At 68.0% G+C, this 17,993-nt stretch carries 14 protein-coding genes and 1 tRNA gene; 4 read left to right on the top strand and 11 right to left on the bottom strand.

What is annotated here, in order from left to right:
• Positions 1-98 precede the first annotated feature (98 nt).
• Both ligA and DM480_RS02820 read right to left on the bottom strand, forming a co-directional pair.
• Positions 99-2,246, bottom strand: a complete 2,148-nt coding sequence (ligA, locus tag DM480_RS02825) for an NAD-dependent DNA ligase LigA (RefSeq protein ID WP_115377457.1) — start codon at positions 2,244-2,246, stop codon at positions 99-101.
• A 42-nt stretch (positions 2,247-2,288) separates the two neighbouring features.
• Positions 2,289-2,588, bottom strand: coding sequence for a hypothetical protein (locus DM480_RS02820; RefSeq protein WP_115377456.1), 300 nt, complete (start codon positions 2,586-2,588; stop codon positions 2,289-2,291).
• 122 nt (positions 2,589-2,710) lie between these two features.
• Here DM480_RS02820 and DM480_RS02815 point away from each other — a divergent pair, with 122 nt between their 5' ends.
• Positions 2,711-3,688: an SDR family oxidoreductase gene (locus DM480_RS02815; RefSeq protein ID WP_115380720.1), complete on the top strand. Its 978-nt coding sequence runs from the start codon at positions 2,711-2,713 to the stop codon at positions 3,686-3,688.
• A 300-nt stretch (positions 3,689-3,988) separates the two neighbouring features.
• Here the strand turns inward: DM480_RS02815 and recN are convergent, their stop codons facing one another.
• Together recN and DM480_RS02805 are read right to left on the bottom strand one after the other, a co-directional pair.
• The gene (gene recN / locus DM480_RS02810) at positions 3,989-5,647 is read right to left on the bottom strand and encodes a DNA repair protein RecN (RefSeq protein WP_115377455.1); all 1,659 of its coding nucleotides are present in this window, start codon (positions 5,645-5,647) and stop codon (positions 3,989-3,991) included.
• A gap of 1,182 nt (positions 5,648-6,829) precedes the next feature.
• The gene (locus DM480_RS02805) at positions 6,830-7,777 is read right to left on the bottom strand and encodes an outer membrane protein assembly factor BamD (protein ID WP_115377454.1); all 948 of its coding nucleotides are present in this window, start codon (positions 7,775-7,777) and stop codon (positions 6,830-6,832) included.
• Between the two features lie 95 nt (positions 7,778-7,872).
• Between DM480_RS02805 and DM480_RS02800 the strand changes: the two genes are divergently transcribed.
• Both DM480_RS02800 and DM480_RS02795 read left to right on the top strand, forming a co-directional pair.
• On the top strand, positions 7,873-8,697 hold the full coding sequence (locus DM480_RS02800) for a class I mannose-6-phosphate isomerase (protein WP_115377453.1): 825 nt from the start codon (positions 7,873-7,875) through the stop codon (positions 8,695-8,697).
• 36 nt (positions 8,698-8,733) lie between these two features.
• A complete protein-coding gene (locus tag DM480_RS02795; RefSeq protein WP_115377452.1) occupies positions 8,734-9,918 on the top strand; it encodes a glycosyltransferase in 1,185 nt (394 codons plus the stop codon).
• Here the strand turns inward: DM480_RS02795 and DM480_RS02790 are convergent.
• The 4 genes from DM480_RS02790 to yajC are packed head-to-tail and all read right to left on the bottom strand — an operon-like array spanning position 9,900 to position 13,194.
• Positions 9,900-10,271 (bottom strand): Mth938-like domain-containing protein, encoded by a 372-nt coding sequence (locus DM480_RS02790; protein ID WP_198665882.1) that lies wholly within the window; start codon positions 10,269-10,271, stop codon positions 9,900-9,902. The two genes, DM480_RS02795 and DM480_RS02790, sit on opposite strands and share 19 nt — an antisense overlap.
• 5 nt (positions 10,272-10,276) lie before the next feature.
• Positions 10,277-11,248, bottom strand: coding sequence for a protein translocase subunit SecF (gene secF / locus DM480_RS02785; RefSeq protein WP_115377451.1), 972 nt, complete (start codon positions 11,246-11,248; stop codon positions 10,277-10,279).
• 15 nt (positions 11,249-11,263) lie between these two features.
• Positions 11,264-12,856 (bottom strand): protein translocase subunit SecD, encoded by a 1,593-nt coding sequence (gene secD, locus DM480_RS02780; protein ID WP_115377450.1) that lies wholly within the window; start codon positions 12,854-12,856, stop codon positions 11,264-11,266.
• A complete protein-coding gene (gene yajC / locus DM480_RS02775) occupies positions 12,856-13,194 on the bottom strand; it encodes a preprotein translocase subunit YajC (RefSeq protein WP_115377449.1) in 339 nt (112 codons plus the stop codon). The genes secD and yajC overlap by 1 nt, the downstream gene beginning before the upstream one ends.
• A 201-nt stretch (positions 13,195-13,395) precedes the next feature.
• Between yajC and DM480_RS02770 the strand changes: the two genes are divergently transcribed.
• Positions 13,396-13,472 (top strand) — tRNA-Pro (locus tag DM480_RS02770).
• Positions 13,473-13,559: 87 nt separating this feature from the next.
• Here DM480_RS02770 and DM480_RS02765 read toward each other — a convergent pair.
• From DM480_RS02765 to DM480_RS02755, 3 genes are read right to left on the bottom strand one after another with little or no spacing between them, the layout of a single operon-like run.
• Positions 13,560-13,931 carry a response regulator gene (locus tag DM480_RS02765; protein WP_115377448.1) on the bottom strand — a complete coding sequence of 124 codons (372 nt, stop codon included), beginning with the start codon at positions 13,929-13,931 and terminating at the stop codon, positions 13,560-13,562.
• Positions 13,924-17,358: a chemotaxis protein CheB gene (locus DM480_RS02760; RefSeq protein WP_115377447.1), complete on the bottom strand. Its 3,435-nt coding sequence runs from the start codon at positions 17,356-17,358 to the stop codon at positions 13,924-13,926. Before DM480_RS02760 ends, DM480_RS02765 begins: the two co-directional genes overlap by 8 nt.
• A complete protein-coding gene (locus DM480_RS02755) occupies positions 17,339-17,896 on the bottom strand; it encodes a PAS domain-containing protein (protein ID WP_115377446.1) in 558 nt (185 codons plus the stop codon). The genes DM480_RS02760 and DM480_RS02755 overlap by 20 nt, the downstream gene beginning before the upstream one ends.
• Positions 17,897-17,993: the final 97 nt, after the last annotated feature.

Raw genomic sequence — 17,993 nt, 5'->3', positions numbered from 1 at the left:
CGCGTGTCGATCCCGTCATGTTGGTCGTTTTGCGTTGCAAAAACGCAACGCTTCGCTAACCAATGGGGTCGCATCGGCCGCAAAGCGTACGCGCAGGCTTAGGAGCCGTCGCTCTCCAGCACCATTGCGTTCCACTCCGCCTCACTCATCACCGTCACGCCCAGGTCGGCCGCCTTCTTCAGCTTCGAGCCCGCATCCGCGCCCGCGACGACGAGGTCGGTCTTCGCCGACACCGAGCCCGCGACGCGCGCGCCGAGCGCCTCGGCCTGTGCCTTCGCCTCGTCGCGGCTGAGCGTTTCGAGCTTGCCGGTGAACACGATCGTCTTGCCGCTGACCGGCGATTCGCGCGTCTGCCAGACGACATCGGCGGGCGTGACCTCGCGCAGCAGATCGCCGACCGCGTCGCGATTGTGCGGTTCGGCGAAGAAGTCGACGAGCGCGAGCGCGACCTCCGGCCCGACCTGCTTCGTGTCGACGACGCCGGCCAGCGCTTTCGCGACGCGCGCGAGATGCTTGTCCTCGCCCTCGCCGATCGCGGGCGGCGTCGCGTCGCGCAGCGCGATCGCGCGGTCGATCATCTCCATGAGCGCCGCCCAGCTCGTCCAGCGGCGGGCAAGGTCGCGCGCCGTCACCTCGCCGACGTGGCGGATGCCGAGCGCGAACAGGAAACGGTCGAGCGGCGGCGCGCGCTTCGCGTCGATCGCGGCGATCAGGTTGCGCGCCGACACCGCCGCCCAGCGCTCGCGCGCGAGCAATGTCTCCTCGGTCAGGCGGAAGATGTCGGCGGGCGTCTGGATCAGCGAATCGCGGAAGAAGCTTTCGATATTGGTGATGCCCAGCCCCTCGATATCGAGCGCGTGGCGCGAGACGAAATGGCGCAGCCGCTCGACGCGTTGCGCGGGACAGATGAGGCCGCCCGAACAGCGGAAGTCGACCTCGCCGGGTGCGCGTTCCGCCGCCGATCCGCATTCGGGGCAATGGGTGGGGAAGGGCCAGGGTTGGCGCGTGTCGTCGCGCGACAGATTGTCGACGATCTGCGGGATGACGTCGCCCGCACGCTGCAACACGACGCGGTCGCCGGGGTGGACGCCCAGCCGGCCGATCTCGTCGGCATTGTGCAGCGTCGCGTTGGTGACGACGACGCCGCCGACGGTGACGGGCTCCAGCCGTGCGACGGGGGTGAGCTTGCCGGTGCGGCCGACCTGGATGTCGATCGCATTAAGCGTCGTCTGCGCGCGTTCGGCAGGGAATTTGTGCGCGATCGCCCAGCGCGGCGCGCGCGCGACCTGGCCGAGGCGCTGCTGCCAGTCGAGCCGGTCGACCTTATAGACGACGCCGTCGATGTCGAAGGGCAGGTCGGCGCGCTGCGCCTCGATCGCGCGATAGGCGGCGAGCGCGTCCTCGACCGTCACAGCGCAGGTGAAGCCGTCGGCGATCGGCAGGCCCCAGCGGCGGATCGCGGCGACGACGCTGCTCTGCGTGTCGGCGGGGAGCGCGGATACCTCGCCCCAGCCGTGCGCGAAGAACTTGAGCGGCCGGCTGGCGGTGACGGCGGCGTCCTTCTGGCGCAGCGAGCCGGCGGCGGCGTTGCGCGGGTTGGCGAACTGGCGCGCCTCCCTGCCCGTCGCTGCGGCTTCTTCCGAAAGGCGGCGGTTGAGCGCGGCGAAGTCGGCCTTGGCCATATAGACCTCGCCGCGGATCTCGAACACGTCGGGGGCGTCGGCGGGAAGCGTTGCGGGGATGTCGGCAATCGTGCGGACATTCTCCGTCACGTCCTCGCCGACCGCGCCGTCGCCGCGGGTCAGCGCCTGCACCAGCCGCCGCCCCTCGTAGCGCAGCGAGCAGGACAGGCCGTCGATCTTCGTCTCCGCGGTCAGCGCGACGGCCTCGTCGTCGGCGAGGCGCAGGAAGCGGCGCACGCGGGCGACGAATTCGGCGACCTCCTCATCGGAGAAGGCGTTGTCGAGGCTCATCATCGGCCGCGCGTGCGCGACCTTGGCGAGGTGTCCCGATGGCGCGGCGCCGACGAGCCGGCCGGGCGAATCGGCACGGATCAGGTGCGGGAAGGCGGCCTCGATCGCGGCATTGCGACGGACGAGCGCGTCATAGGCCGCGTCGCTGATCTCGGGCGCATCCTCCGCGTGATAGCGGCGATTGTGGTGCGCGATCTCGGCGGCGAGCGACTCCAGCTGGGCGGCGGCTTCCTGGTCGGTGGCGGGCAGGTCGGCGGATTTCGCGTCGGTCATGGGCAGGCGGCCTAGGATAGGGCGGTCCGGTCCGGCAAGCGGCTACAGCCACCAGCCGGGATAGGCGGCGAGGATCGCGGCGGAGAGCGCGACGACGGGCAGCGCGACGCGCCAGTCGAACGTCGCCATCACCTCCAGCGCCCGGCGCGTGTTCCACGCCGCGCCAACCGCGGCGACGAGGCACCAGCCGAGCCACCAGCGCGCATCGTCGCGCGGGTGAAAGAGCATGTCGACCGCCAGCACGGCCACCGCGATGAAGCCGATCGCCGAAGCGAGCGCGAGCACGACGCCCAGCGGCAGCATCGCCAGCGCGATACGCGATTCGAGGTCCCGGCCGGCCATGCCCTCGTCGTCGCGCTCCCCGCTGCGGCGCGCAAGGGCGGCGCGCCGAATAATCCTGACCCGCGATGAACCATGCGCGGCGCGGCGCGCTGTTCCTTTCGATATTTCCGGGAGATAGCCGCGTGACCGACCAGACCAACCGCCGCGACGTGTTCAAGGGCGCCGCCGCCACGGGGCTTGCCGCCGCCGCGGCGCCCACGCTGGCGCAGGGCAGCGCCCCGGCGCAGGCAGACCCCAAGACCCGCTACACCAGCGAGCCGTTTCCCGAGCAGCGCCAGGCGTGGCCCGCGCTCCAGCGCGACATGCACCCGGTGCCCGATTGCGGCGAGACGAGCTATCGCGGGTCGGGGCGGCTGGCGGGGCGCAAGGCTCTGGTCACCGGCGGCGATTCGGGGATCGGCCGCGCCGCCGCGATCGCCTTTTCCCGGGAGGGCGCGGACGTCGCGCTCAATTATCATCCCAGCGAGGAGCCCGATGCGCAGGACGTCGCGCGGTTGCTGCGCGGCGAGGGGCGCAAGGTCGCGCTGATCCCCGGCGACCTGACCGACGAGAAATTCTGCCGCGACCTCATCGCCCGCGCGCATCGCGAACTCGGCGGTCTCGACATCCTGGTCAACAACGCCGCCTATCAGCAGTCGAAGGCGTCGATCCTCGACATTTCGGCCGAGCAGTTCGACCGCACGATGAAGACCAACCTGTATGCGATGTTCCACCTGTCGAAGGCGGTGGTGCCGTTGATGAAGCCGGGGGCGGCGATCATCAACACCGCGTCGGTCAATTCGGTCAACCCGGGCGAGGAACTGCTCGACTATGCGACGACGAAGGGCGGCATCCTGATCTTCACCAAGGGACTGGCGAAGCAGCTGGCGGGCAAGGGCATCCGCGTCAACGCGGTCGCGCCGGGGCCGGTGTGGACGCCGTTGCAGGTCGCGGGCGGGCAACTGCCCGGCAAGCTCGGCGAATTCGGGCAGGACACGCCGCTCGGCCGGGCGGGCCAGCCGGCGGAACTGGCGGCGCTGTACGTGACGCTGGCCGATCCGACGGTGAGCTTCACGACCGGAAGCGTGTTCGGCGCGAATGGCGGCACGGGCGCGATCTGAGCGGACGTTCCCCTTTTCGCTTGCGGGAGGGATTACGGGTGGCCGCAAGCTGTGTCTCTACGAGGTTTGGGCCCACCCCCGGCCCCTCCCGCGAGCGGGAGGGGAGCCATGTCGTGCCCGGGGCTTGGGCATGGCATTGGGTCAAGTGACTGGATTATCTTCGCAAATCGGCGAGTCTTGACAAAATTGACACCAACTCGCGCAATGTCCTTGCGGGTATGCGCACGATACGATCAATGCTGAGAAAGAACCAATCCGGTTCGCCCGTCATAGCATAACGAACCGATGTAGGAAAATGGTTCAGGCGGTTTCCAGCAACCGTTCGGCCTGGGCGCGCGCCTCGTCGGTCACCGTCGCGCCGGACAACATGCGCGCGATCTCCTCGCGGCGTTCGGCCTCGCCGAGCACGCGCACGCCGGTGCGGGTGACGGTGCCATCGTGGCTCTTGGCGATGAGCAGATGCTCGGCGCCGCGCGCCGCGACCTGCGGCGAATGGGTGACGACGAGCAATTGCGTGTGTTCGGCGAGCCGCGCGAGGCGTTCGCCGATCGCGCTCGCCACCGCGCCGCCGACGCCGCGATCGATCTCGTCGAAGATCATCGTCGCCGCGCCGCCTTCCTCCGCCAGCGCAACCTTGAGCGCGAGAATGAAGCGCGACAATTCGCCGCCCGATGCGATCTTCGCCAGCGGTGCGAAGGGCGCGCCGGGGTTGGTCGCGATCTCGAACTCGACGCGGTCCTTGCCGTGCGCGGCCCAGCCCTCCGCACCTAAGGTCTGTACCACGGTGCGGAAGCGCGCGGCGTCGAGCTTCAAGGGCGCGAGTTCGCCCGCGACCGCGGCGTCGAGCCGCTCGGCGGCAGCATGACGGCGCGCCGAGAGGATGTCGGCGGCGGCTTCATAATCCGCGCGGGCGGCGGCGACCGCGGCCTCGAGCAATGCGATGCCGCCCTCGCCCGCCTCCAGCCGGTCGAGCCGCTCGCACAGCTCGGCGGCGAGCGCGGGCAGGTCGTCGGGCTGGACGCGATGCTTCCTCGCCATGCCGCGCAGGTCGAACAATCGCGCCTCGTCCTCTTCCAGCGAGCGCGGGTCGAAGGCGAGCGCGCCATGCGCCTCGCGCAGGCGGTCCTCCGCCACCGACGCCTCGATCACCGCGCGGTCGATCGCGGCGAGCGCCTCGGCGAGCGCAGGGTGATCCTCCGCGATCCGTTCCAGCACGCGCGCCGCCTGGCGCAGGCGCGACAGCGCACCGTCCGATCCGTCGAGATAATCGTCGATCGCGGCGAGTTCGCCGGCGATCTTCTCCGCGCGCTGCATGCCGCGGCGCTTGTCGGCGAGCGCTTCCTCCTCGCCGGGTTCGGCGGCGAGCGCGGCGAGTTCGGCGACGGCGTGTTCCAGCCATTCGCGGTCGCGCGCCGCGCTTTCGATTTCGGCGCGCGCGGCGGCGAGTTTGCTCTCCGCATCGCGATAGGCGGCCCAGGCGAGCGCGGTGTCGGCGGCGTCGACGCGGCCGAACGCGTCGAGCAGCGCGCGGTGGCCGCGCGGGTTGAGCAGGCCGCGATCGTCGTGCTGGCCGTGGATCTCGACCAGCATCGGCGCCATCTCGCGCAGCAGCGCGGCGCCGGCGGGCTGGTTGTTGACGAAACCGCGGCTGCCGCCATCCGCCTTGACGAGGCGGCGGACGATGAGCGGTTCTCTCGGCTCCACGTCGATGCCATTGTCGTCGAGCAGCGCGCGCAAGGCGCCGGTGGGCGGGTCGAAGGTCGCGGTGACGGTCGCCTGCGCCGCGCCGTGGCGGACGAGGCCGCTGTCGCCGCGCCCGCCGAGCGCGAGGCCGAGCGCATCGAGCAGGATCGACTTGCCCGCCCCGGTCTCTCCGGTCAGCACGTCGAGCCCGGCCCCGAATTCGAGGTCGAGCGCCTCGATCAGCACCACGTCGCGAATGGAGAGCGCAGTCAGCATCGCGCGCCGATATAGCGCGGGTAGGGGGCGATGTTGATCCTTAAATGTTCTGTTTTTTGGTTGGGGTGGGGTTGGCGGCGCGTGCGCCCAAGCCTGCGGGTCCAAACCTTACAAACAGGTCCTTGGATTCATCAATCCCTTCAGGGTGGTCGTATGGGATTTTACCGAGGTTCAGCACGGTGTAGACGATGCGGTAGTAAATGGGCGCAAATTCACGCGTTCGCCGCGCCGGAAAGCAGGCTTTCGGCTAAATGAGCTTCCCAATGGCATAAATAATATGAATGTTTAGTTTTTTGCGCATAGTGAGAATATTCCAGATCCAAGTATCGTTCAGCGAGATTATAAAGATACCTTGCAATTATTACTTATAATAAGTCAATTTTTGACCTAAAATGCTTAGTTGCGATACGCATGAAATGAACGACGTTTAGGGTGGTCCGCGAAGGGCAGTCTTCGCGGACCTGCGTTTAATTGTTGGGCGGCGGCGGCGGCGGCGGCGGCGGTGGTGGCGGTGGTGGCTCTCCCATGGGGTCGCAGTCCCAGTCCGGAAAATCTGAGTTATTCCACCACGGGGGAAGAACCTCATTATAACATTGTCGCTCTGCCGGATTTGTCTGGAGCGGGGCTGGAGCGAGCAGAGCAAGCGTTAATAGGAGCATTATCGATCTCCCGGAGGCCTATGGGGTTGTTCGTGTGAATTGGCCTCTCTACGAGATTATAAATCCGCAGCTTGCGGTCAACTGGAGAACTGGACCAGTTTGAAGGCATTCAACCTTTGTGGCTAAACGGCCCTTACTCCATCTATCGTCGGGAGCGTGTACCCTAGTAACAGGCGAATAGCGCGAGCATTGGGTTTCTGAGAATCGAAATCAACCTAGAGCTTCTGGTGACCATTAGAAGAGCAAATGACAGTATTCGCGTTACTGCTAGTCGCATGTAAAATTATGATCTCCTTTGAAGAGTGGTGGCCAAGCTAAATTTGGCCCACTGGGCGCACTCAATGCCCAATTTCGCGCGTCTCGAGCCTATAAAGAAGGCCATTAGTAAATCGATCCGGCGATATAAATAAACTTTATGGCGACCCCGCTCGGCCATGTACGCGTATGGAATTAGGACGGCGACGAGCTTGTCGGCGGATGTGGCTGCTATCTTCTAGCGACGCGATGCTTCGTCATCGCTCGCTCAGTTCGTCGGGCGTCCCGCGCTGGTGCTGCCCGCCGGGCCGACCGGGCTGGGGCCGGCGCTGGTCGCGCTGGGGGCGCCGGCCTTTCGCGATTCGCCGGGCATCGTGGGGGAGGCGCCCGGCGTGCCGACGGGCACGATCGGCTGGCCCGCGGCGACCGCCGCGGTCGGCTTGTACGGATGCTCTTCCATCAGCTTGTAGGCGTGCTGGTACCAGTCGGTGCCGGGATAATTGGCGCCGAGCACCGCGGTCGCCTTTTGCGCCTCGCCGGGCAGGCCCATGGCGAGATAGCTTTCGGTGAGGCGCATCAGCGCTTCGGGGATGTGCGTCGTCGTCTGGTATTTGTCGACGACGGTGCGGAAGCGCAGCGTCGCGGCGAGCCACTGGCCGCGCACCTCGTAGAAACGGCCGACCTCCATCTCCTTGCCGGCGAGATGGTCGATGACGAGGTCCATCTTCAGCCGCGCGTCGGACGCGTAGCGCGTGTTGGGATAGCGGCGGGTCAGTTCGCCCAGCGCGTCGAGCGCCTGGCGCGTGATCTTCTGGTCGCGCGTGACGTCGCGGATCTGTTCGTAATAGCTCAGCGCGACGAGATAATAGGCGTAGGGCGCGTCGCGGTTGCCCGGGTGGACGGAGATGAAGCGCTGCGCCGACTGGATCGACTTGGTGTAGTCGCGGTCGAGATAATAGCTGAACGCGCTCATCAGCTGCGCGCGGCGGGCCCAGATCGAATAGGGGTGCTGGCGCTCCACCTCGTCGAACAGCTGCGCGGCCTCCTTGTAGCGGCCCTGGTCGAGCCGGCGCTTCGCGGTCGAATAGAGCGTGCCGACGTCGCGCGCGACATAGGGCAGGTCGTTCTTGGCGCGATTGCGCGCGCACCCCGCCATCGGAAGGGCGAGGGCGACGATGAGCGCGGCGGCAAGCGCCTTGGACTGGGGGATACGCATCGGCTACGGCTCTTAGCGTAAGCGGGAGCCAGCGAACAATCCCTATCCTCGTTCGTTGCAGCCCGCGATTTTTACGCCTTTCGAAAGGACCCCAGATGCCCGCCACGTTGCTCCACACCCACCGCGTCGAGAAGCCGTGGGGGCGCCACGACCTGGGATTCGGTTTCGCCGACGCGCCCGAGGGCGGCGAGCCGGTGGGCGAGATCTGGTTTCAGGAGCCGGGCGACACGACGCCCGAGCTGCTGATCAAATATCTGTTCACCGGGCAGAAACTGTCGGTGCAGGTGCATCCCGACGACGAACAGGCGCATGCGCGTGGGCTGCCGCGGGGCAAGGACGAATGCTGGACGATCCTGGCGGCGCGGCCCGATTCGACGATCGCGCTGGGTCCCAAGGCGCCGATCGACAAGGAGACGCTTCGCGCCGATGCGAAGGACGGGACGATCGAATCGGACCTCGACTGGGTGCCGGTGAAGGCGGGCGATTTCTATTACGCGCCATCGGGCACGATCCACGCGATCGGCGGCGGGCTGACGCTGATCGAGGTGCAGCAGAATTCGGAGACGACATATCGCCTGTACGATTACGGCAGCGACCGCGAACTGCATCTGAAGGACGGTGTCGACGTCGCGCATCTGGAGCCGTACCAGCCAATCACGTCGCCGGGCGAGGTGGAGCCGGGCCGCACGATCCTGGTCGAAGGGCCGAAGTTCGTGCTGGAGCGCTGGACGGGTGGCCGCGCGGTCGATCTGCCGGAAGGCACGACGGGCTGGCTGGTACCGATCAGCGGATCGGGGGTCGTCGCCGACGTCGCGTTCAAGGCGGGCGAGTGTGTGACGGTGACGGGCAGCGAGACGATCGCGGCGGAGGGCGAGGCGGACATGCTGTTCGCCTATCCGGGGACGAAGCGGCTGGCATGACGCACCGTTAACCGGCAGCAGGGTAGGGAGAGCTTCATGCTACGCGTGCTGACGCTTTCCACGCTGTTTCCCGATGCGAGCCGGCCGAATTTCGGGCAGTTCGTCGCGAAGCAGACCGCGGCGCTGGCGGCGCAGCCCGATGTCGCGGTGCGCGTCGTCGCGCCGGTCGGGTTGCCCCCGTGGGCGCTGGCGCGCTTTACGCACCCCGCGCTGGCGGCGTTGCCGAACCATGAGACGTGGGCAGACCTCGACGTGCGGCGGCCGCGCTTCACGACGCTGCCGGGGACGGGCGGGCGGTGGCATGCCGCGGCGCTAACGCGCGCACTCGTGCCGGTGCTGGACGCGGTGCGGCGCGACTTCGCGTTCGACGTGATCGACGCCTCCTTCTTCTTTCCCGACGGGCCGGCCGCGGTGGCGCTGGGCAGGCGATACGGCGTGCCGGTGTCGATCAAGGCGCGCGGCGCGGACATCCATCACTGGGGGCATGCCCCGGCGACCGCCGCGCAGGTGCGCGGTGCGGGCGCAGCGGCGGACGGGCTGCTCGCGGTGTGCGGCGCGATGCGCGACGACATGGCGGCGATCGGGATGCCGGCGGCGCGCATCCGCGTGCACCATACCGGCATCGACGCCGATCGGTTCAGGCCCGGCGACCGCGCGGCGCTGAAGGCCGGGCTGGGCGTCGACGGCCCGCTCGTCGTGTCGCTCGGCGCGCTGATCCCGCGCAAGGGGCACGACATCGTCATCGACGCGGTCGCGCGGCTACCCGCCGTTGCGCTGCGCATCGCGGGAGAGGGGCCGGAGGCGGCGCGGCTGGCGGCGCACGCCGCGCGGCTGGGGGTGGCGGATCGCGTGACGCTGCTGGGGGGTGTGGCGCATGACGCCTTGCCCGACCTGCTCGCGGCGGCGGACGTGATGGCGCTGGCGTCGTCGTCGGAAGGTCTGGCGAACGCCTGGGTCGAATCGATCGCCTGCGGGACGCCCATCGTCATACCCGATGCGGGCGGCGCGCGCGAGGTGGTGACGCGCCCGGCGGCGGGGCGGATCGTCGCGCGCGATGCGCAGGCCTTCGCGGCGGCGATCGGCGCGATCCTGGACGACCCGCCCGCGCCGGACGCGGTGGCGCAGACGGCGGCGGGGTTCAGCTGGGCGGCGAACGGCGCGGCGCTGGCCGCGCATCTGCGCGACCTGGTCGCGCGCGCCGGTCAGGCGTCGAGCGGGTAGAGCGCCGCGGCGATCCGCCGGCCCTCGCTGCGCAGCACGCCCCAGGCGCGCGCGGCGGCGCGGCTGTCCATCGCCTCCACCCCGATGCCGCGCGCCTCGAGCGCGGCGACAAGCGCGACCGGCGGGCGCACCAGCGCCGCGCCGGTGCCGATCAGGACGAATTCCGGCGCGGGATCGAGCAGCGGCGCGAGCGCCGCCTCGTCGAGGTCGGCAAGCGCGGGCGGCGACCAGTCCGCCGCGCGCTCGACGGTCATCAGCAGCGCGCGATAGGCGGTGTCCTCGACCCGAAAGCCGTTGCCGGCGAAACCGCGGACGATCGGCCCGCCGGCCTGCCCCTCGCGCGCCATCTTCATCGGCGTCAGCGGTCGCGCGGGCCGACGCGCTCGGCGTTGTCGATCGGGCTCTGCGACGGCTTGTCGGCGCGCGGATCGGCGCGCAGGCCGAGCGTGATGAGCAGCGACGACGACACGTAGATCGACGAATAGGTGCCGACGACGATGCCCAGGATCATCGCCGCGGTGAAGCCGCGCAGCACGTGGCCGCCGAGCAGCAGCATCGCGACGAGCGCGAGCAGGATGGTGACCGAGGTCATCACTGTCCGGGGAAGGGTCTCGTTGACCGACAGGTTGATGATCTCGCGCATCTCCATCTTGCGATAGCGGCGCATGTTCTCGCGGATGCGGTCGTCGATGACGATCTTGTCGTTGATCGAATAGCCGATGATGGTCAGCACCGCGGCGACGATGTTGAGGTCGAATTCGAACCGCGTGATCGCGAAGAAGCCGAGCGTCATCAGCAGATCGTGGACGATCGCGACGATCGTCGACACGCCGAACTGCCATTCGAAGCGGAAGATCGCGAACAGGCCGATGCCGATGATCGCGAGCACGACCGCGAGCACGCCGTGGCGGATCAACTCGCCCGACACCTTGCCCGACACGGTCGAATAGCGCGAGAAGGTCGCGCCGGGGAAGGCCTGCGCCAGCGCGGTCTCGACCTTCTTGACGACGGCGTTGGTCGCGCCTTCGTCCGCGCCATCCTGCACGGGGAGCAGGATGGTGAGCGACCGCGGATCGGCGAGCTGCTGGAGCGAGGCTTCGCCGACGCCCAGGCCGTTGACGACGCTGCGTACCTTGTCCTCCGCGGGCGGCGTGACGAAGCGTTCCTCGATCGAGAGGCCGCCGGCGAAATCGACGCCGAAGTTTAGGCCCTTCACCAAGGTGACGCCGACCGCGAGCACGCTGAGCAGCAGGGTAAGCCCGAAGGCCCAGCCGCGCAGGCGCACGAAGTCGATGTTGGTGTTGTCGGGGACGATTTTGAGGAGTTTCATGTGTCTGGTCCCCGATCAGATGTTGATCGTCTTGGGCTTGTTGCGCCGGATCCACAGCGCGACGAGCATGCGCGTGAAGGTGACGGCGGTGAACACCGACGTGCAGATGCCGATCAGCAGCACGACCGCGAAGCCCTTCACCGGGCCGGAGCCGAGCACGAACATGATGACGCCGGAAATGGCGTGCGTGACGTTCGCCTCGAAGATCGTGCGGCTGGCTTCCTTGTAGCCCAATTCCACCGCCTGCACGACGCTGCGCCCGCGGCGGCGTTCCTCGCGGATACGCTCGTTGATCAGCACGTTGGCGTCGACCGCGGTGCCGATCGTCAGCACGAAGCCCGCGATGCCCGGCAGCGTCAGCGTGCCGTGCAGCACGGCGAGCACGCCGAGGATGACGAACACGTTGATGACGACGGCGAGGTTGGCGTAGAGGCCGAAGCGGCCATAGGTCAGGAACATGAAGGCGACGACGAGCGCCACCGCGACCGCGCAGGCGATGATGCCGGCGTGAATCGAATCCTTGCCGAGGCTCGCCGAGATCGTCGATTCCTCGATCACCTTGAGGTTGATCGACAATTTGCCCGAGCGCAGCGCGATCGCGAGCTGGTTCGCGCCATCGACGGTGAAGCCGCCGTTGATGACCGCGGAGCCGCCGAGGATGGGTTCGTTGATGTTCGGCGCGGAGATCACCTTGTTATCGACGATGATCGCGAACGGCTTGCCGACATTCTGCTGCGTGATGCGCGCGAAGCGGTTGCCGCCGGCGGCGTTGAAGGTGATCTGGACGTTGGGCTGGTTGGTCTGCTGGTCGAACGCCTGGCGCGCGTCGGCGAGCATGTCGCCCGATATGATGACCTGGCGCTTGACCGCGATCGGCGGCAGGCCGGGCGTCGCATAGGGCAGCACCTGGCTGCCGATCGGTGCGATGCCCTTTGCGACGTCCGCCGGATTGGCGGTGGTGTCGACAAGCTTGAATTCGAGCTTCGCGGTCTTGCCGAGCAGATCCTTCAGCGCCTGCGGATTGTCGAGGCCGGGGACCTGCACGACGATGCGGTTGTCGCCCTGGCGCACGATCGTCGGTTCGCGCGTGCCGAGCGCGTCGATACGCTTGCGTACGACGTCGGTGGTGTCGTCCATCGCGGTCTTCACCGCCTGGTCGAGCCCTGCCTTGGTCGGCGTGACGACGAAGCGGCTGGTGTCGACGACCTGGATGTCCCATTCGCGCTGGCCGGTCATGCCGGCGCCGGTGCCGGTGATGCCGAGCAGCCGCTCGCGCGCGGCGTCGACCTGCGTCGGGTCGCGCAGCATGAAACTGATCTGGCCGCCGCGCGTCGAGATGTCGCCGATCGCGATCGGCGGCGTGCCGTTGCGCATCGCCCCCTGGATCTGGTCGCGCATCGACTCGATGCGGCTGTTGGCGAGATCCTGCGTATCCGCCTCGAGCAGCAGATAGCTGCCGCCGGCAAGGTCGAGGCCCAGATTGATGCGCGGGTGGACCGGCCAGCCCTTCGTCTGCTCTTCCGAGAAGAAGCTCGGGATGGCGAGCGCGCAGAGCACCGCGAGCAACGCCCAGATCGCGGTGACCTTCCAGCGGGGGAAGTCCAGCATCAGTCGTTCGCCGGCTTCGAATTGGCGCTGGTTACCTCGGTCAGCGTCGCCTTGACGACGCGGACGCGCACGGTCGGCGCAATCTCGACCTCGACGAAGCGATCCTCGACCTTGGTCACCTTGCCGACGATGCCGCCGGCGGTGACGACGGTGTCGTTCTTCTTCACCGCCTCGACCGCCTGCTGCAGTAGCTTCACGCGCTTCTGCTGCGGGCGAATCATCAGGAAGTAGAAGACGATGAAGACGAGGAACAGCGGCGCGAGGCTGATGAACGAGGCGAGGCCGCCCGATTCAGCGGCGCCGCCGGCGGCCTGGGCATAAGCGGGAGAGATGATCATCTGGTCCGTGCATGACTGATCGGCGGCGGAAAAGATTTCCCCGCACAGGAAGCGCCGCGGGCTAGCATTGCTTGGGCGAACACGCAATCTTTGCGCCCGCGATCGCGACCGGACGACAAGACGGTTGCGTTGCCGCGCGGAGCCGCCTACAGGCCGCCGCTCGGGTCCGGCCGCGCATCCAAAGTGGCGGGACCTATCGGTCGGGGCGTAGCGCAGCCTGGTAGCGCATCACACTGGGGGTGTGGGGGTCGCAGGTTCGAATCCTGTCGCCCCGACCATTTCGATTTTTCGACGTCGCCGAGGTTATCGGTGTGTGTCCCCGCTCGCGGGGAGGAGACAAGGCGGTGCGCCGGTTCGACCCGGCCTTATTCCGCCGCGTGCTGGGCGATCGACTGGATGCTGCTGCGCAAGGTGCCGGGCGAGCAGGGCTTGCCGCAGACGAGCGCGCCGGGGTAGCGGCTTTGCAAGGCCTGCTGGTCGGCGTGGCCGGAATGGAAGATGATCGGCACGCCCGCCGCCTTCAGCCGGTCTGCGGCGGGAAACACCTCTCCGTCGCGCAGCCGCACGTCGAGGATCGCGCAGAGCAGGCGGTGCGGATCGAGCCGGGCGAGCGCAGCCTCTGCCTCGGCGAGCGAGGTGTATGGCCCCTCGACCTCGAGCCCGGCGTCCTCCACGGTCATCTGGACATCGAGCGCGACGAACAATTCGTCCTCGACCAGCATCACCCGGTCAGCCATCGACGGTGACGTCGCGCGGGAGGGAAAGCGACAGGCGATAATGGTCGTCGGCGATCTCGCGCGTCACCGATGCGCCGAGTTGCCGCGCCGAGGTGTCGACGAGCAACGTGCCGAACCCCTTGCCGGGCGTGATCTGCGTGCCGGCCCGGCGGCTTTCGTTCCATTCCAGCACCAGCGCATCGTCCTCCAGATGCCAGCCGATCGTCAAACGACCGTCCGGCCCGACGCCCAACGCGCCGTATTTGACGGAATTGGTCGCCCATTCGTGCAGCATCAGCGCGAGGGGGGAGAGGCAATCCCGCGACACAAGAACGTTCGGTCCGGTCATTTCGATCCCGGCATGGTCGCGGTAGGGCGCGAGCGTCGCATCAACGAGGCCGGCAAGCGAGATCGCCTGCTGCTCGCCGGTCGGCGAGGCGAGCGAATGCGCGCGGCCCAGCGCGGCGATGCGTTCGCGCAGGTCGTTGGCGAAGGTGCGCACGTCGTCGTGGCTGCGCGAGGCCGCGGTGACCATGCCGCCGACGATGGCGAACAGGTTCTTCACGCGGTGGTTCATTTCGCGCAGCATCAGCTCGCGCGTTTCGGCGACGGCATATTCGGGCGTGACGTCGATCGACACGCCGACCAGCCGCGCCGGCCGGCTGTCCGCGACGAGGCGGCCGAAGCCCTTGATCCAGCGGATTTCGTTGTCGGGCAGGCGGACGCGGAAGCTCGCCTCGAAATCGCCGGTGCCCGATGCGGTGCGGCGCAGCGCCTCCTCGACATGGCCGCGGTCCTGTTCGTCGATCCGCGCGACCAGATCGTCCATGTGCGTCGGATCGGTATCGCCGACGCCGAACAGGCGGCGTTCCGCGCCGTCGAGGATCGTCTCGCCGGTTTCCGGGCAATATTCCCACACGCCGATACCGCCCGCCTTGACCGCGAGGTCGAGCCGCTCGCGTTCCGAGGCGAGCTGGCGTTCCAGCGCAAGCGCGTCGGTGATGTCGGTGAGCAGCAGGGTCGCGCCGTCGATGCCGCCCGCCGGCGTGCGATAGGGCAGGACGCGCAGCGAGAAGACGTGGCGCCCGTCGCGGCTGACGACGCGGCGCTGCGTCGGTTCGACGCCAGCGGCGACCTTGCGCGCGTCGTCGAGATAGTCGGTGGTGGCGAGCCGCGTCGTCACGTCGGTGAGCGGGCGGCCGCGATCGGTCGGCTTCAGCGGAAAGATCGCGGTCGCCGCCTCGGTAAAGCTGCGGATGCGCAGATCGGCGTCGACGACGATCATCGCGAGGCTGGTCGTCTCGAAGAAATTCCTGAGGTCCGAATTGGCGATGGTGAGCTGGTCGACCTTGCCCTTCAGCTCGTCGTTGACGGTGGACAGCTCCTCGTTCGTCGACTGGAGTTCCTCGTTCATCGACATCATTTCTTCGTTGGAGCTCTTCAGCTCCTCGTTCGCGGTCTCCAGTTCCTCGACCGCGGAGCGCAGGCGGTGGCGCGTCAGGCGCAGTTCGTCCTCCAGCGCCTCGACATGGTCGTCGCCGGGTTCGAGATCGGCGAGGTCGCGGTCCTGCGCAGGCCGGAAGGGGCCGTTCTCGCGGAACACGAACAGCAACGTGCCGTCGGCGAGGGGGTCGCAGATCACCTCGACCGTCTGCGTGCCGAAATCGCCCTCGACCGCGACGTCGCGGGCGACGTGGCGCTTCTTCTCGTCGCGCGCCTGGCGCAGCAGGGGGCCGAGCACGTTGCGCAGGCCCGGCCGCGCGAGCGTCACCGCGCTCGATCCGCCGGTGCGCGTCACGGGAAATTCGAAATAGCGGCCAAGCTTGCCGAAGGCGGCGAGGATGCCGCCGTCCTGGTCGAGCAGCAGCGCGGGCGGCGCGTAGCGGTCGACGAGGCGGCGCACGACGGCGCTTTCGTCGCCGATGCCGCCGACGCCGCGATCCTCGCGCTCGCGGCGCGGCGTGCGGTGCCGCAGCGATCCTGGCAGGTCGATCGGATAGCTCGGCGCGCCGGGCGAGCGCTGGAACAACCGCGCCTGCTGGTCGATCGCAGGGAAGAGATGGTCGAACCGGCCGACGCTTTCCGACGGGCCGAGGAACAGGAAGCCGCCCGGCCGCACCGCATAATGGAACAGCGGCATGATCGATTGCTGCAGCCGGTCGTCGAAATAGATCAGGAGGTTACGGCACGACAGCAGATCGATCCGCGAGAAGGGCGGATCCTTGACCAGGCTATGGTTCGAGAAGCGGATCATGTCGCGGATGTGCGGCACGATCGTGAAGCGGTCCGCGTGCAGGATCGTGTAGCGTTCGCGCAGCGGCATCGGAATGTCGGCGAGCGCAGCGGCGGGATAGGTGCCCTCGCGCGCGATCGCGAGCATCTGTTCGTCGATATCGGTCGCGAAAATCTGCACCGCTAGCGGTTGTCCGCTGGTGCGCGCGGCTTCCGCGAACAGCATGGCGATACTGTACGCTTCCTCGCCGCTGGAACAGCCGGGGATCCAGACGCGCACGTCCTCGTCGGGCGCGCGGTCGCGCAGCAATGGCTCGACCGCCTTGATGCGCAGCGTTTCGAAGAATTCGGCGTCGCGGAAGAAGCGCGTGACGTTGATGAGCAGATCGCGGAACAGCGCCTCGCATTCGTCGCTGTCGCGGCGCACGCGATCCAGATAGGCGCGACCCGTCTCGATGCCGAGCACGTGCATGCGCCGTTCGACGCGGCGGATCAGCGTCGAGCGCTTGTAACCCGAAAAGTCGTGGCCGATCGCGGTGCGCAGCACGCGGCACAATTCGTCGACATGGTCGGCGACGACGCTCGCCTGCGCGGCATCCGCCTCACCCGCGCCGGACGCCCGCGTGAAGAAGGCGGTGAGGCAGCCGAGGATGTCCCCGGGCGTCTTGACGAAATCGACGAGGCCGGTGCCGACCGCGGACAGCGGCATGCCGTCGTACCGCGCGGTTTCCGGCTGTTGCACGACGCAGACGCCGCCATGTTCCTTGATCGCGCGAAGGCCCGTGGTGCCGTCCGCGCCGGTGCCCGACAGGATGACGCAGGCGGCGTTCGCCTGCTGATCCGTGGCGAGCGACACGAAGAAATCGTCGATCGGCCGGCGCAGGCCGCGCGGCTGCGCGAAATCGGTGAGGTGGAGGACGCCGTCGCGGATCGCGAGGCCATGGCCGGGCGGGATGATGTAGACGCGGTCCGCCTCCAGCCGCTCGCCGCCCTCGCTCTGCAGCACTTCCAGGCTGGTGTGCCGGTCGAGCAATTGCGCGAGCATGCTTTCGTGATTGGGGTCGAGATGCTGGACGACGACGAACGCCATGCCCGTCGGCGCATGGGCGGCGGCGAGCATGTCGCGCAGCGCCTCCAGCCCACCCGCGGACGCGCCGATGCCGACGATCGGCAGGTCTGCGGCCTGCGCGGCCGGATCAGCCGAATGCGGAGGCATCGAGATCCGACAGGGTCAGCTTGGCCTGGGCAACGGTGGCGGCGGTGTTGGCGATCGTCATCAGCGATCCTTCGAGGACGATGCCGCTTTCCGCGAGCACGGGGGTGAGGGTGCGCAGCGTCTGGCCGAGCGTCGCGTCATAATCGGCAAGCAGGTCGGGTTGCGACCGGCTGACGTCGAACTGCGAGGCGAAGACGTAGCGCACGCCGCCGCCGAGCGCGCGCAGCTTCGACATGTAGAGCAGGTTGACGAAGGGCGAGCCGTCCTTGCGGAAATTGACCAGCAGGGTGCGCACGCTCGCGTCCCCATCCTTGCCGAGGAAAGCGTGAATGCGGGCGCGCGGTTCATCGTTGGTGGCATCGCCCTGCAACATCCGGCAGTTGCGGCCGATCACGTCCTGGTCGTCGTAACCGGTCAGCGCGCGAAACGGGCCGTTGACGAGCAGCAGCGGATGATCGCCCTCCGCCGCCGCCAACGCGAGGGCGATGTGCGACCGGTCGAAGAAGTCGCGCAGATGCTGGGGTACGTCGCTGGTCACATAGGGCTTTCATATCGACTAAGCAGCAACGTGCGGCCGGTGGCAATCCGTCAATTACGTGCGACAGCGTACTTAAGGTCCGGCGCGGTGCCCAAAT

The sequence above is a fragment of the Sphingomonas sp. FARSPH genome (assembly GCF_003355005.1).
Classification (GTDB): Bacteria; Pseudomonadota; Alphaproteobacteria; order Sphingomonadales; family Sphingomonadaceae; genus Sphingomonas.
The sequence above is the reverse complement of the archived record's forward strand: the minus strand, read 5'-3'. Positions and strand labels throughout refer to the sequence as shown.